The following is a 14,729-nucleotide window of genomic DNA, read 5'->3' on the forward strand; positions in this document are numbered from 1 at the left end:
GTCCATCTCAAAACTCCCGCAAGGTTATTTATCTGTCGGGAGGGCATAGATCCGGATGGCAAGATTTTATTGTGAGAAGTGCCGGTGGATTTGAATTTATAGATCCAAGTAAAAACGGTCTGTCTGATTCTAAGGCCTATACGAGCTGGGATTTATATTCGATTGATAAATGCGATATTGTTTTCGCCTATTTTGAGTCCACTAACCCTAGTGGTTACGGTCTTGCATTGGAGGTTGGATACGCGGCCGCCAAGGGGAAACACGTTATTTTTGTCGATGAAAAATCGGAAAGTGACCAAAACCTCTCTAAGTATATAAAGATAATCAGAGAGGCTTCAGACGCTGTTTTTGAGTCGATAGATGAAGGTGTCAATTATCTAAAGTCGTTGCCATAGTTATTGAGCACGATTGAGCCAAGCACTTTTGACCAGGGTGGCGAGTTCTTCAATCTCCTCCTCAGAAGCGAACGGAACCTGTGCAAGAATCACATGGCCTTCTCCGGAAAGCTTCGCCGCTAAGTGGCCTCTACCAAGCAGTCTTTCTGCACCGGCTTCGTCGAGAACTAGTATCGAGTTTTTCTTGTCTGCCATTTTCAGCACGAGCCGGTTAGTGAGATTCGCTCTTAACTGCATTGGCAGGGCGTCTTTATCTGGTCGTTGCGTGATAAGCACGAGGTTGATACCAGCTGCTCTAGCTTTTACGCCTAGCCGGCTAGCATTCAGATCAACGGCATCTCTGTATTCATTGATCATCATCCAGTCGGCTAACTCGTCGTGGAACAGCCAAATCCTTGGAAGTTGTTCGGAGGGCGGAACCTTTCGATTGTAATTATCCAGTTTGGTCACACCTGCCTCAGCCAATAGACGGTTTCTGCGTTCCATTTCGGCCACAAGCTCTTCTAGCGCATGGATTGCTTCGTCTTGTTCGGTAATGAGGTCGCCATCAAGGTGCGGCATGTTGCGAAGCCAAGGAAAGTCTATCCCGGCTTTGGGGTCAATCATGCGAATACGGGCCTTGTTGGGGGAGTTGGTTGCACAAATGTCCAATAAAAGTGACTGGACTAGTACACCCTTACCGCTGCCAGTCTCACCCGCGATTAAGGTATGGGGACCGTGCGGCTGGAGTCCTCCGAACTCGTTGCCAACATTTAGGTATAGCAACTCACCATCAGACTCTTTAGCACCGAGAAGCAAGCTGGTATTCGATTCAGGTGCAGTTGGCGGGAGTTCTCTTCTTCGCCAGAGATCCCGCAGCCGCAGTATCGCCCTATGTGGTCGCTTGACCATAATGATGACCTCCATCGGAGCGGCCATCACGTTAATAACATCAACGGCGTGGGAGGTTAGCAATTCTTGGCGTTTTTTCTCGACCTTAGGAATCGTGAGATCGTCGGATCCTCTGAAGCGTATAAGCGCAGCGTTGGGTGTGAGCCTCGCTCCGAGAAGTTCGGCCGTCATGTCGTAACCGCGCAAAGCCCGCTGTAAAGCTTTTACAGTTGTGTCGAGCCAAGCTTTTGTTTCCTCATCTTCGTCCTCTGAAGCGCTGCCACCACTTACCCATTCTGCAAGTTGACGAGAAGGCCACATTTCCAACAATTGGTCAGAGGTATCAGAATTGGCGGCTTCTGGCTCCTGAGCTTGCTGGGGCTGTTCGGGCTCTTCGTATGAATTGGAGCTCGGTGTATCGGGCTCGCCTGACGTTTCCGATTCAAAGTTGCTTTCGGGTTCAGTAGTGCCGTTTTCAGGTTTTGTAGGCTGAGCAGGTGTGTCGGATTCTGAGGTGGTTGGTGCGGTTTCTGTCGATGCCTTTCTGGACATTAAGGCATCATCCCAAGTCTCAGAGTCAGTATCGTCTTTTGTATCAACAGCCTTGTTGGTTTCGGCGAAAGTCCGGAACATTTCCGCAACGCTGGCCTTGTCAAAGACTTGCTGAGAACAGTGCGGCATTCCCTTCAAAGGAGTGGCACCGCCGGCATCAACATATTCGTCATTGTCGTGGACGAAAACATGAGAAAAGCCTGCGAGCTGTATCGGTACTCCGTCAAGCCTCACCTCATCTGACCATCTATGCAGATCCCAACCATTCATAGAAGCAGGGTCAAAGGGGTCCATGCCCTCAATCATGAAATCACCGATGCGATTAAGCCATATGTCGCGATCTATGCGCGTGTGCTTCGGCTCAATGGCTCGTCCCAGGCGCGCGACGGTCTCTTCTAGTTGCTTTGCGGATTTCTTTGCCTGCGCCCGGTAACCGCCGGAGGTAACAAACTTTGCTTCTGATATGGCCACCTTTAGAACCGGCTTGCCATCGATGATGCGCGGTGCGATGGCCATAATATCGGCTATTTGCTCCTCACGCTGGCCAAACCAGGAAGCAAAATCATCCAGAAAATACCAACCTATTGGTTGGTTCCGACCGCCAAGGCTACGCTGAATTTTTTCCATCGATAACACGATGCCAAGCAGTTCATTCGCATAGTGGCCATATCGAGCTGCACGCATTACGACTTGTCCGGACAATGTATTCGCTTGGTCAATCAGCTTATCAATGACTGCCTCATTGCCTTTCGTAATTGATGGATCGATCCTATCTAGCCGCTCTTTGAGAAGCACTCGCAGAAGCTTCGGCTTCGATGTTGTCGATACAACGATGTTCCGATCCATGCGCCGATCTCGTATGTGGCGAATAACCCGAACACCGTTATTGCTGAGTAGGCGCCGATCCACGAGCTCATCGAAGTTCACTACCCATTCACCGATTTTATGGGTTTGAGTGAAGATATTGCCGATATCGCCATCGCGGAAATTTACCTCCCGGGCAGGTATAACATCACCTGGAAGAGCATTATCTCCGTTTAGAAATTCGTTGATGAGGTTAAGGTAATTTTGCCCGGCACGGGGTTGAACCGGGCAGGCCAAATAGACTGAAGTTGATGTATCCGCCAAGTTAATTGGTCGACGTCGCGACCACCTCGCGGGCACATGTGTAGTCATCTCGGGGTTTCTGTCTCCCGGAGCCTTTTTCCAAACCAATTGGGCGTTTCTTGCCACGACATCTTGCAGCGCTACAAGATCTGCGGCTCGATCAGAATCGTCATCCGGAATCTTGGCCGCATCCAAGAATCCAACCCGCAATCGAGACAGAAAGTTCCTCGCCGCCTCGCTGGCCATAACGGAGCCAGATTCTTCGCTTACAGATACATTCTGCTGCTCATATATTCGTCTGATACGTTTAGGTTCTGAGTGGGTAAGCAAAAGATCACATTGGAGCTGATTCTCTTGCTCAACCTTGCTGGAGAGTTCCGAAGCGAGGGCGCTCGGCAAGGCTTTGGATTCAGCGTTGTAAAGAACCACAGAGAAGTTACTGCGTTCGTGAGGCAGCAACTTTAGATATTGTTCTCCGACATCGCTAAAGGCTTTTGCGGCAACACCTGGTTCAATATCAAGTGCATCATCACTGTGTTGAGACTTTCTTAGTGGTGGCTCAGCCAGTGTGTAATCAAACGATGTATCTGCAGCAGAAAGCAGTTGCGTTTGGTCGTGATCAAACCCAATGCAAACTTCTGGATAATAGTTTGTGCGGAGCTCCGTTTGGATTTGAGAGAAGAGGAGATCTGCGCGAAAAATATCATTCTCTTCAGCATCCAAAACATCGTTCACTAGTTTGGCTGCCTGATGTGCCTTTGCGCTAATCTCAGCGAGACGTAATGGATGCCAGGGGGCAATGATCGCAGCGAGGTTGCCTGCGCCTACATTGGCGACGCCCAGCCGCAGAACTTCCTTGCATAACTTTTCGCGGGCAAGATCGTTGTTTGCCCGGTATAGAAGTGAGACAAGCAACTCATTGTAAGCTTCAGCTTGCGTGATAAAGGCTTTTGATCCGATGCCAGCGCCTTCTTGCGTAACCCATGCACGGATTGCTGTCGAATAGGCGGTTAAGAAACTATTGAAACGTGTCCGTATCTCCTCAACACTGACAAGCCCCAATAGGTTCGATAATTCAGTTAGTTGTTCTCGAAAATAGGCACTTCGATCGCCGCCACTACTATTCGGGGCAACAAGCTTCCCCGTGTTTGAGTTTGAGACATCGCGAATTGTGTTGATGTCGTTTAAATCGATCCGCTGTATGCTTCCCTTGGCGCTCACTGATTGCCTGGTGATATCCGCCGTGGGTAACAAAGCATATTGTTCCGTCTCGTTTGCGACGCTCAACAGGTCTTCAGGCAGTGCTGTCGCTATAGCGTCGACCGGCATTTCCCAATGAAACACCAGTTTTGTATTAGCGCCTTCAGGATCAAGAACAACTTCGAATTTAATTGAGCGAGCCTCTTTAGAGCCGGAATTAGATTTGGCGAGATCTGATTCGACGCGTGGAAAGTAGAACTCCTCTAGTTTTCCGAAATCAAACTCAACTTTTTCTCCCAGGATTGCTTCCAGGCCTCGGTATCGGAATGCGAAGTAGCGTGCGACTTTGGGATTTTTAGTACGCCAAAAACTCTTCTCTCTACTGCTAGGAATACGAACGGTTAGTTTCTTCTCTTTCAGTTCCTCGTCATTAACCCGACGACGTAAGCTGTCCAATGTTTCAATTAGTCCCACTAAGAAATCTTGGTAGGTTTGTGGGTTACGATAAATATAGCGCTCCCACTTGCCAGACAGTTTTTTGTCTCTAGCCAGGTGCTCTCGATGCGTCTCGAAAAAGGCCTGCAGGTCTTCTGAGGGATCTTTCGGGAAAGAACTCGCAAGAAGCTCACGCTCCTCCTCTTCAAGCAAGTCATCGAATTCGTCGTCAAAGAATTTAATTGTTTCTTCACCGAGGGGCTGAGAGGAGCTTTTATTGACACCTTCGAAGAGCTCAGAGATCGATCGCCAATCCAAATTGACCAGGCTTTCCTGTGAGGCTGACCAGCTATCAATTCGTAAGTCAGCATCGAGGAATGCTTTAATCACCTCTCGTTCTGATACTTCGAGGCGATCAGAAATTTCTTCAAAATTAGTGCGGAGATGCTCGCGAGGAATTGGCTCGCCTTTTTCCGTTTCTTGTACCAGCAGAGGGCGGACTTTAGTGTGGAGGCCTCTGAATATCTTGCTCCATTCACCAGTGTTGTCTCGCTTTTTCTCCGGGATGCGGTCAAAGTAGCCCGAAAACTTGGGCAGTTTTAGGCTAGGCAGCGCGTTATCAACAGCCTTTTGCAGGGGTAGGCCATCCGCGGTGATTCCGTGAGCAATCGAAAGCACGAAATCTGCAAACGTTTCAATTGTACGAGCAGCATGAGATTGATTCGCTGCCTTAAGGGCGGTAATCAGATGTTCCCGTTTGGTTTCATCCAGATAGGCAGAGGTTAATCCTGCCTGATCGATCCAGGCTGGGTAGCGACTTCGCAGCGTATCAGTCTCGATCTTTGTGACTTTCTCAACACTTTTGTCGTTGCGTTGAAGCTCTTCTTGCGAGGCAGCAAAGAGAACAGCTCGGAATTCATTCGGCAGCCGACAGTGGCGCCAGTGAGTAATGGACTGGTTACTTCTCGCTGAATCGGGAAGGTCGTCGTTTGGGTCGAATAGATTAGCTATCCGGACCAAGACTGTTGATGCGGTGGTGGGCTTGGATAGGACCGACTGTGCGATAGAGCGAATGATTGAAGGTTCCAATCCGAGCATACAAAAACGCATCGAACCATCCGCCTCTTGGTCGAGCTGAGCCCGAATGAAATCTTGAGCGACGGCCGAGATTAGTTCGTTTCGTGTCATTTGTTGCTCCTAAAAGGGTTCTCGACATAGGCGCAATCATCAGAGAGGCGGCGTAGCAACCCCAGAGTCCGTAAGCGTTGTTCCAAGCGTTGGGTATTTTGTAAAAAAGCATTTTGATCGGTAGGCAGTGTTCCGAAAGCTCTTTCTGCCTCATTCGGGCCGATTATTAACCGGAACTTTTCATAGAGTTTGGAAAGAAAGCGGTGATATTCCTCTCGTCCCTCGTCTACAACGCACATGACAAGTGCTTTAAGTAGAGAATCATCGGGTGAGTACCAGGTTCCAGACCCTCTACGCGATACTGCCAACCCAATTTGTTTCGCCCACTCCAGGTGGACCTTTCCAACGTGTTGTTGGTGACGACTTTCTGCGTATTCCCTTAAGGCTTCAAATATAGTTTCTGGGTCACCGGAAGGGATGCCGTCGGCAGGCTGCCAATCGTATCGCTGAGCGAGATATTCCCGCACTGCGTCAGCAGGATCTCTTGCCTGCAAAGCCTCATGCCATCGCTCATCGTTTTTAGCTGCCTCGATATATGCGCGCACAGCCCTTGTGGGTAGCATTCTGTTCGCCCCGAAGTTCTCTTTTGAAAGTTCGAACAGTGTTGTTCTCTTTGGAGAAGCTATCTCCAGAACGAACTTCGGTTCGCTGGAATCTCCAACTTCCTCATTGGCTCTTCTAAGCATGTAAATGAGCATGTGAAGAGATGAGAGGCGCATCAAAGGATCAAGTAGGGCCTCACCTGTGAGATCTAAATTAAGTAACGTCAGCCAAGTCTGAGAAAGATCGCCGTACTCCCTTCGTTTGGCGAAAGGTAGATACCCGATCGTGCTTGATACGGGATTCGAGTCGATTCTGTATCCTTCAGGGGGTAAGGCGCGAACGACACGGTTCCATGTTTCGTCGTGGCGTAGCAGTTTTTGAGAAATTAGATTAGCGAGAAGCTCGCCGTTGCCACTGCGATTGAGCATGAGGTAAAGAAGTTCGCCGCTCCGAGCAAAGAAGCGCCTGTCTGGGCTGTTATTGGCGTTTGCAGGCAAGTCAGCGTAAAGGCAGTTCGGGCCATAAGGAAAAAGAAAGCGTGACGTCCATCTGCGCTTCCGATGTGGCTCGACTGCAGTTGTTTGAAAAAGCTCAACCACTCGGGAGAGACGAGCAAACGAGCCAAAACGATCTTGGAGATACCTGAAGTCGTCGTCAGAAGAAAACGCTTTGAACCATTCCTTCCATCGCTCCGGGTCGGTTTGATAGCTGTCTTCGACAAACCGAAGGTGTGGATTGTTAAAAATTAGCTGCCTGAGAGGAAGGAGTCGTGGAATGTGGTACGTAAAGGCTTCATGAGTATCCTCTCCCCAGTGTTCCTTCAGAGCCTTCGCCTGCTCCTGGCGGGATTGAAATATTGCTAGGAACTCTAAAAATACGAGCCAGGGCGTTTGGTCGTTGTACAGGCGATGGCCCCATATAGCTTCATCAACCCACACATTGACATCTTTTCTGTATTTCGCTGGAGCCTCAAGGCGTGCCTTCATGAGTCTAGCCTTATTCGAATATTTTCGGGGTGCACTCGCCCTTCGTTATCTACAGTAAGAGCCTCTAAGTTTATCTCGTCGCGAGTTGGTTCTTCGCCAATCAACCCGTCTAAGCGAGTTATGAGTCTGAGCTTGAAGTCCAAAAAATCTTCGTTGCATTGCCGAGAAAAGCTGGCGGGCAAGCTCCCACTTGCTACTCTCACCAAGTACTCGAAATGGGTAAGCTGAAGGGTTAGAGTGTCAATAATGCCGTCGCCATCTGCCGCAGGATCAACTATCTGCATGCAAGGCGTTGCGCCGTCTTTATCTAAAACAAAGCTAAGATAGGGATCTCTTCTGTGCCTTGATGTCGGCAAATCGTAGTTTAGAAGGGAAGCAATTCTGCCGCGGCCATCTCCGCCAGAGGAGGCAAGATAGAGCTTGGTCCCTTCATCAATCATCATCCCGCAAAATGTTCTATTGAGTCCGCGGACCAACAGCTCTTCTGTTCGGGACGTGTCGCCATCGTCTTTCAAGCCCTGAACAAACTCTAAAAATTGGCCAGAAGCCTGGTAGACGGTCAAGCGCCAGGGATCTAGGGGGCTGGTGGAGGGAAGTGAGAAAAAAAGTCTTTGTCTTTGCCGTGAAAGCGCCTGCATAAATTCTTCTATATCGTCGCGGGCTCCTTCGAGATAGTCCTGTAAATATCGTTTGTAGGCCGCAGCTCCATAATGGATGTCATTGGATACGAATTGGGTGTACGCCTCTGAGCTACTATATGGTCCATAAATCAATAGGTTATCAAATTTGTTGTCGGTTTCACGCCCAATGCCGAAGGCTTCGAGGATGTTGAAAACTTGGTATTGTTGTCTCTGCCGCTCAGGAAGGTTCATTCCGAAGACGTTGGCATAAGGGTTGGTTAAGCGATAATCTTGTTTTTCTGCGCGATTCTTGGCCGAGCGGCATGTTAGGAGAATGCGGCCACTCTGCCGATCCCCCAGGAGAATATTGACGCTTAGAAGTAGAAGGTCACGGATTGGCACATGCATGCGGTTGGCCCGAGCCAACGTCATCAGTTCTCCAAGCCTTTTACGAAATACCGTCCCGTCACCGCTCTTGCGGAGTCTTTCGCGATTTAGCCGAATTGGGCAAGTTGTCGAACCGTCTTCACCTAACAAGTTACAACCATCGCAGTTTGACCACTGGGGATGCTCAACAATTTGTTCTATTATTTCGTGAAAGTGACTTGAAGCGTCTAGGCGGCTGAGATTAAAAAGGTAGAGGTTCAGTGAATCGTCTTCAATACGCTCTTCGACGAGCATGTCCTCTACGGTCTTGAATACATGATGCTCTTGCTCTCCTTGGCTATCTGACCAATCACGCCAGCTTGCGAGAAGTTGGCCATCGTTTGCAGCTACAAGATATATATTCCCAGCGGATTCGTCCGTTACTGAGCTGGCAAGTCCCTTGAGGACGTTTCTTTTCTCGTCCTCAGTGAGCTCGCTCAAGTCTTTTACGATGATCAGTGTTTTACTGGATACAGGAAGAGTTAATGAAACAACCTTCTTACCTGTATTCCAATGATCAGGATCACCGCCAAAATCTGTCCAAATTTGACGACAATGGAACGTTTTGCCATCGCCTGCTGTTCCCGTGAGAATGACGTTCCGAGGCTTCGACGATTCAAAGTTGTTCTTAACCTCTTCCAATCGCGCTGGACTGATATGAATGACGGGGTTTATCTCATGACGTTCGATTTCCGCCTGGATTAGCTCGTCATACATGTTGTCCCCAGCCGGAATTGGACCGTAATGGCGGAGAAATGAAATCAGGCCATTCGACTGACTCATTTTCTGTAACTCCCTTAGCGGTTTCGATTGTTAGCGCGAGAATTCAGCAATGGCGTGGCAAGCTGAGAAAGGTAGCAGTTGTATTGCAAGCGATCTCTTCCATGATTGATAGATAGCACTTTGTTGTCTCCCTGACTGCCTGCTAGGGCGCAGCGCGCAAATGCAGAAGATTCTTTTCGAGTTCCAAAAAGCCGGTGCCCCGAGATTGTGCAATGGTCACCTCAATTTCAAGACGTTAGTGATGATTGCGGAAAAAGTCCAGAATCTCACGGGGCTGACGGTTTGCTGGAACCAATCCAACTTGCGTATAAGACTTTCGATTGGTACCGGGGCTGGTTGGGAGGAGACCTTTACCTACTAGCGAACATGAAATCGTGAGCTCCGTCGAATGGAAACCTCTTATCGAGAGTTAGAAAGTTGGTGGCAGGTGAGGTGAGGTCGCTCAAAAGTTTGTTGTGTCCGGGACTGAATATAATGTTTTCAGTGCAAGGGTCAGGATTTTTGTACCGGGAGGAATGGCGCGACTTGCGCGGACACAACATGGACACAATTTGGACACAGCCAAACAAAAAAGGCCTGCGTTTTCACGCAAGCCTTTGAAAATAATGGCCCGCCCGATAGGATTCGAACCTATGACCTTTGCCTCCGGAGGGCAACGCTCTATCCAGCTGAGCTACGGGCGGAACGAAAGTCAGCGGTGGTGTGCTGATTTCGAGTGCGCAATCTTACGTGCGACGAAGCCGTCTGTCCAGCCCTCTGGTCCGGAGCCGGCCATGATTTTTTCATTCCCGTCACCGGTGATGCCTTCGAGCAATCAGTAGGGTCAGTGCCAGCGCCAGAGAGGCGACCAAACTGATCAGCACCAGCACGGTAAGCTGCCCGGCGCGCCCCTGGATAAACGAACGCCCTCTCCAGGCGCCTTCATTGATTTCACTGATCAGATACCAGGCAGGCCCCTTGTTGAGGTTGGATGTACCCTCTGGGTCCGGGACTCCGGAAAAGGGTCGGATTTTTCGGAAAACATAGATTTTGTCCGGTTCGGCAAAAATCCCGGATTCCTGGCTCTGGAGGGCGTTCCAGAGCGCCTGGTTGTCGGTCTGCAGTCTGTGTTCGGGATGTCCGAGCTGTTGGCCCCACTCGCGCCGATCTTTCGCATCGATCAGCCAGTAGCCATCCTGGTTCACCAGCATGGCTTTTTCCGCAAACCCTGATTGAAATAAGCGTCGGATCTGATCCAGTAACTGGCTTGCACGGTAGTTGATCATGAAGATGAGACTGTGCCCCCCGCCAGGTTCCAGTGACCTCGTTGCCACGCGAATCACCGGTTTGATGGGTTGTTCGATGATGCCGTTCTCTACATTCAGATCCAGCGGTGAGAAATAGATTCCGCCGGGTCGGGTCTCAAGCACTTTCCGGACATAGTAGCGGCTGGCCTTGCTTTGAAGATCCTGTCTGGGAACAAGTTCGCTACCGTCGGCTGTCCGGTTTACGCGCAGCAGTTCCATGCCATCGGTGCCCAGTATCCTGGCCTGGTCGTAGGTGGGGTTGGCCCGCACCAGTTCCAGGAACACATTTTCGACGAGCCGGGAGTGCTCGGTCGGACCGGCTGTCTCTGAAGCCAGCAGTGGGCTGAGACTGGCCAGGAAGCGGACATCTCTGGCCATTTGCCGCATTCGTTGCTGAATGGTGAGCTCTACAAGTCTGAGTGAGGAATGGTGGCGAGCAATGATTTCGGATTTTATGGATTCTTCGTGGGAAGTCCGGATGGGGGTCATCAGAAGAATCAGTGCCATCAGTCCAATCGAAAACAGGACGAGAAAAAGCAGGAATTTTCTCGCCAGGCGGTAGGGGAGACTGGAATTTCCTGGTGCTGGTACAGACATACGATCCAACCCTGTGTCGCTTGCTGGCTTTAATCACTATAGCCAGCGTTTCGAGCTCTGATGTCCATACACGCAATGCGGCTCCGTAGAGTTTCACCATAACCGAGGGCGCAACCGTTAGCTAGTTAGTTAACCATTGCCGCACATCACAGTTACCCGGGGTTTTGGCGTAATGGCCCCGCATGCGCTGGACAATTTTTGGTCAGCTCGTATTCTTGAAAGGATTACAATAAATTCCGGCCAGGGCTCGTTTGAGTGCCGCCGAGTCGGTAGGGGGCGGAATGAGCGATCTTATTTCCACGATCTCCGGGTGGTTCGACCTGACGTTCATGGGACACGGCCACTGTTATTTATGGCGGTCGGATCTGGTGCTCCTTCACTCCGTCTCCGATTCACTGATTGCGGGCTCTTACTTCACCATTCCCCTCGCGCTCTATGTCCTGATGCAGAAGCGGAAGGATCTCGAATACGAATGGATGTTCGTTCTCTTTGCGCTGTTCATTTTCTCATGCGGCCTGACGCATCTGATGGCGGTCTACAACATCTGGAACGGCGCCTATTACGTGTCGGGCATTCTCAAGGCCCTCACTGCGATCGTGTCGGTGCTGACAGCGGCGCTTATCTGGCCGCTGATTCCGAAAGCACTCGCCTTGCCCCGCCCCATAGAGCTGCAGGCTGCCAACGAGAAACTTCAGGGTGAGATCGAGAGAAGAAGCCTTTCCGAGCAAAGTCTGGAGGCCGCGCGACAGGAACTGGAACACCGTGTCGAGGAACTGACCCGGACCAAGCATCGGCTTGAAAAGGAAATTGAGCGCCGCCGGAAGCTTGAGCTTCGCCAACGGGCCCAGACCGAAGCCCTTCGGCGTTCCAACGAGGATCTGGAGCAGTTTGCGTTTATCGCGTCCCACGATCTGCGGGAACCGCTCCGGAAATTGCTCGCCTTCACGCAGATGCTGATGACCGGGAATTATGGCCAGTTCAATGAGAAGGGCGACCAGTTTGTCCGTTACATCCGGGAAGCGGCCGAGCGCATGGACGCATTGTTGAATAGCCTGCTGAGCTATAGCCGAATCAGTTCCCGGCGGGATGAAGAGGAGGATGTCTGCCTCACGGATGTCATCGACGATGCCTGTCGTGATCTCCAGATGCGTGTTGATGAAACCGGCGCGTCCATCCGGATGAGTGGGCCGCTTTGCCGCGTGCATGGAGACCGGGCCCAGATCCGCCAGCTTATTCAGAATCTGCTCAGCAATTCGCTGAAATACCGATCTCCGGATACGGCGCCGCAGATAGAGATTCGCGCGGAGGCGAAGCCGGATACAGGGCGATGCCAGGTAACCGTAACCGACAATGGCATCGGCTTTGATATGGCCTATCGGGATCAGATTTTTGAAGTCTTCAAGCGTCTCCACGGCCGAGCCGAATACGAAGGTACGGGGATGGGACTGGCGATTTGCCGAAAGATTGTCGAGCGTCACGGAGGAACGCTCTCGGCCGAGGGTGAGGAAGGCAGGGGCGCGAGCTTTTTCTTCGACCTGCCCCTGGCCCGGGAACAGCAGGAGGAGTCATGAAGGTCATCCCGATTCTGATGGTTGATGACGACCCTCTGGATCAGCTTCTCACCAAAGAAGCGTTTGAGGCGGCTAAAGTGCTCAATCCCCTCTACTTCGTGGACAACGGAGTAGAACTGATGCGCTATCTCCGGCGGCAACCTCCCTACGATGACGTTGAGGCCTATCCGTGGCCGGGGTTGATACTGCTCGATCTGAATATGCCGAAAATGGACGGCCGGGAATGCCTGAAGGAGATTCGTGCCGATAGCAGCCTCTGCCATTTGCCGGTCATTGTCATGACCACCTCCAATCGTGAGGAGGAAGTCTTCCGGAGTTACGACATGGGCGCTAACTCCTACATAACCAAGCCTGTGGATTTCGAGCAGTTGGTGGCCCAGGTCCGGGTCTTCAGCAGTTACTGGTGCTCAATCGTGGAGTTGCCTGATGGAGAAACGTGAGGTCATTCGTGTTCACATCGTTGATGACGATCCGGCCGATTTCCTGATCATCGACGAACTCTTGCAGCAGTCAGCCAGGTTCCGCTTTGAAATATCGCACATCAGTTCCTGGGAAGATGCCCGCCAGGAGCTGATTGATCCCCAATGCGATCTTTTGTTGCTGGATTACTTCCTCGGAAAGGGGACTGCCCGGGATTTGCTGATTGAGGCAAGGAAAATTCACTGCTCGGTACCGATTGTGGTGCTGACCGGGGTTGAGTCAGTCACCCTGGACGACGAAGTGATCGAGCTGGGCGCGTCCGATTTTCTTCCGAAAGGTGGCATCAATACGGCGTTGCTGGAACGGACTATCCGACATGCCATCCAGCACAAGCGGGCTGAGCTGGCACTGGAGAGAATGGCGAAGCGCGACCCTTTGACGGGCCTCGGTAACCGTTTGCTTTTCGAGGAAATTCTGGAAAGCTCCCTGGCCCGCTGCAAGCGCTCGGGAACCCGGCTGGCGGTGCTTTTCATGGATCTGGACCGGTTCAAGGAGATCAACGACTCTTTGGGGCACCCCACCGGCGACCTGCTGCTTTTGCTGATTGCCGATCGGCTCCGTTCGGTGATCCGTCAATCGGATTACATTGCCAGGATTGGCGGAGATGAGTTCACCATTCTGATTGATGATTTGCACGATGCCGGCGATGCACTGTCAATTGCTCGAAAAATCGTCCAGGCCATCTCCCTGCCTTCCGCTGTGGGCGGGCATGACCTGAACGTGTCTGCCAGTATTGGCGTTGCCCTGTTCCCTGAAAATGGTGATGCCCCGATCAAGTTGATGCAGAAGTCGGATATAGCGCTGTACGAAGCGAAACGGCTCGGGCTCAACAAGGTTCAGTGTTTTACGTCCAACCTGCAGACGCAACTCGAGAAGCATCTCCACGTCGAGAAGGGATTACGTCGTGCCCTGGAGGCGAGTCAGTTTGAGCTTCTTCTTCAGCCAAAATGGTCACTGGCGGACTGTAAGGTCATCGGATTTGAGGCATTGCTGCGCTGGCGCTCTGAAAACGACGGGCTGATATCACCGCAGGACTTTATCCCGGTTGCTGAAAAAACCGGTTTGATCGTGCCGGTGGGTGAGTGGGTGCTCAGGCAGACCCTGGCCTATCTGGAACGATGGAATGAGCTGGGTCTCTGCCAATATGGCATTGCGGTCAATGTGTCCCCGCTTCAGCTGAAATCCGGTCAGTTCGTCGACATGCTGCAGCATCTGTTACAGGAGATGGGAATTGCGGGTGAAGGACTGGAGGTGGAGATCACCGAAGAGACGCTTCTGGATGGCTATGAAGAAGATCCCAGGGTGCAAAGGGATTTGAGCCGAATTCGGGAGCTGGGCGTAAAAATTGCGATAGACGACTTCGGAACCGGGTATTCCTCACTGAGGTATCTGCGCCAGTTCCCTGCTGATATCGTGAAGATTGACAAAAGTTTTGTCTCGGCCGATCAGGAGGATCTGGTGGAGCCGGAGATCTGCAGGGCGGTGGTTACCATGGCAGAGTCCCTTGGGATGGAGGTGATTGCCGAGGGCATCGAAACCCAGCAACAGAGACAGCAACTGATGGATCTTGGCTGTCGGGTTGGGCAGGGGTATCTGGTGTCGCCCCCCGTCTCGTTTGACGAAGCGACTCGACTGCTCCTTGTGCCGGCCCCGGACAAAACCTGAATGGAGAGATCCGGTACATCGCAGA

General features: G+C 51.4%; 8 protein-coding genes and 1 tRNA gene. 4 read left to right on the plus strand and 5 right to left on the minus strand.

What is annotated here, in order from left to right; translation table 11 throughout:
* A partial coding sequence (locus MSNKSG1_RS16740; protein ID WP_008940486.1) for a nucleoside 2-deoxyribosyltransferase domain-containing protein occupies positions 1–395 on the plus strand: 395 nt, incomplete at its 5' end.
* Here MSNKSG1_RS16740 and MSNKSG1_RS16745 read toward each other — a convergent pair.
* The 5 genes from MSNKSG1_RS16745 to MSNKSG1_RS16770 all read right to left on the minus strand — a co-directional run bounded on the left by MSNKSG1_RS16745 (position 396) and on the right by MSNKSG1_RS16770 (position 10,988).
* Positions 396–5,747, minus strand: coding sequence for an FtsK/SpoIIIE domain-containing protein (locus MSNKSG1_RS16745; protein WP_008940487.1), 5,352 nt, complete (start codon positions 5,745–5,747; stop codon positions 396–398).
* Positions 5,744–7,276 carry a hypothetical protein gene (locus tag MSNKSG1_RS16750; protein WP_008940488.1) on the minus strand — a complete coding sequence of 511 codons (1,533 nt, stop codon included), beginning with the start codon at positions 7,274–7,276 and terminating at the stop codon, positions 5,744–5,746. The genes MSNKSG1_RS16745 and MSNKSG1_RS16750 overlap by 4 nt, the downstream gene beginning before the upstream one ends.
* On the minus strand, positions 7,273–9,105 hold the full coding sequence (locus tag MSNKSG1_RS16755; protein WP_008940489.1) for a hypothetical protein: 1,833 nt from the start codon (positions 9,103–9,105) through the stop codon (positions 7,273–7,275). The genes MSNKSG1_RS16750 and MSNKSG1_RS16755 overlap by 4 nt, the downstream gene beginning before the upstream one ends.
* A gap of 606 nt (positions 9,106–9,711) precedes the next feature.
* Positions 9,712–9,788: transfer RNA gene (locus tag MSNKSG1_RS16765), tRNA-Arg, on the minus strand.
* Between the two features lie 108 nt (positions 9,789–9,896).
* Positions 9,897–10,988 (minus strand): hypothetical protein, encoded by a 1,092-nt coding sequence (locus MSNKSG1_RS16770; protein WP_008940491.1) that lies wholly within the window; start codon positions 10,986–10,988, stop codon positions 9,897–9,899.
* Positions 10,989–11,269: 281 nt separating this feature from the next.
* On the opposite strand from MSNKSG1_RS16770, the gene MSNKSG1_RS18770 reads away from it, so the two are divergent.
* The 3 genes from MSNKSG1_RS18770 to MSNKSG1_RS16790 are packed head-to-tail and all read left to right on the plus strand — an operon-like array spanning position 11,270 to position 14,704.
* Complete coding sequence (locus MSNKSG1_RS18770; RefSeq protein ID WP_008940492.1) at positions 11,270–12,559, plus strand: sensor histidine kinase; 1,290 nt, start codon at positions 11,270–11,272, stop codon at positions 12,557–12,559.
* The gene (locus MSNKSG1_RS16785; RefSeq protein ID WP_008940493.1) at positions 12,556–12,999 is read left to right on the plus strand and encodes a response regulator; all 444 of its coding nucleotides are present in this window, start codon (positions 12,556–12,558) and stop codon (positions 12,997–12,999) included. The genes MSNKSG1_RS18770 and MSNKSG1_RS16785 overlap by 4 nt, the downstream gene beginning before the upstream one ends.
* Positions 12,986–14,704 (plus strand): putative bifunctional diguanylate cyclase/phosphodiesterase, encoded by a 1,719-nt coding sequence (locus tag MSNKSG1_RS16790; protein ID WP_008940494.1) that lies wholly within the window; start codon positions 12,986–12,988, stop codon positions 14,702–14,704. Before MSNKSG1_RS16785 ends, MSNKSG1_RS16790 begins: the two co-directional genes overlap by 14 nt.
* The last annotated feature ends 25 nt before the right edge of the window (positions 14,705–14,729 follow it).

Origin of the sequence: Marinobacter santoriniensis NKSG1 (assembly GCF_000347775.1) — a bacterium.
GTDB lineage: Bacteria > Pseudomonadota > Gammaproteobacteria > Pseudomonadales > Oleiphilaceae > Marinobacter > Marinobacter santoriniensis.

Coding starts and splice junctions, on each gene's coding strand:
- MSNKSG1_RS16745 (WP_008940487.1), bottom strand. CDS start 5,747: ATGACACGAAACGAACTAATCTCGGCCGTCGCTCAAGATTTCATTCGG.
- MSNKSG1_RS16750 (WP_008940488.1), bottom strand. CDS start 7,276: ATGAAGGCACGCCTTGAGGCTCCAGCGAAATACAGAAAAGATGTCAAT.
- MSNKSG1_RS16755 (WP_008940489.1), bottom strand. CDS start 9,105: ATGAGTCAGTCGAATGGCCTGATTTCATTTCTCCGCCATTACGGTCCA.
- MSNKSG1_RS16770 (WP_008940491.1), bottom strand. CDS start 10,988: ATGTCTGTACCAGCACCAGGAAATTCCAGTCTCCCCTACCGCCTGGCG.
- MSNKSG1_RS18770 (WP_008940492.1), top strand. CDS start 11,270: ATGAGCGATCTTATTTCCACGATCTCCGGGTGGTTCGACCTGACGTTC.
- MSNKSG1_RS16785 (WP_008940493.1), top strand. CDS start 12,556: ATGAAGGTCATCCCGATTCTGATGGTTGATGACGACCCTCTGGATCAG.
- MSNKSG1_RS16790 (WP_008940494.1), top strand. CDS start 12,986: ATGGAGAAACGTGAGGTCATTCGTGTTCACATCGTTGATGACGATCCG.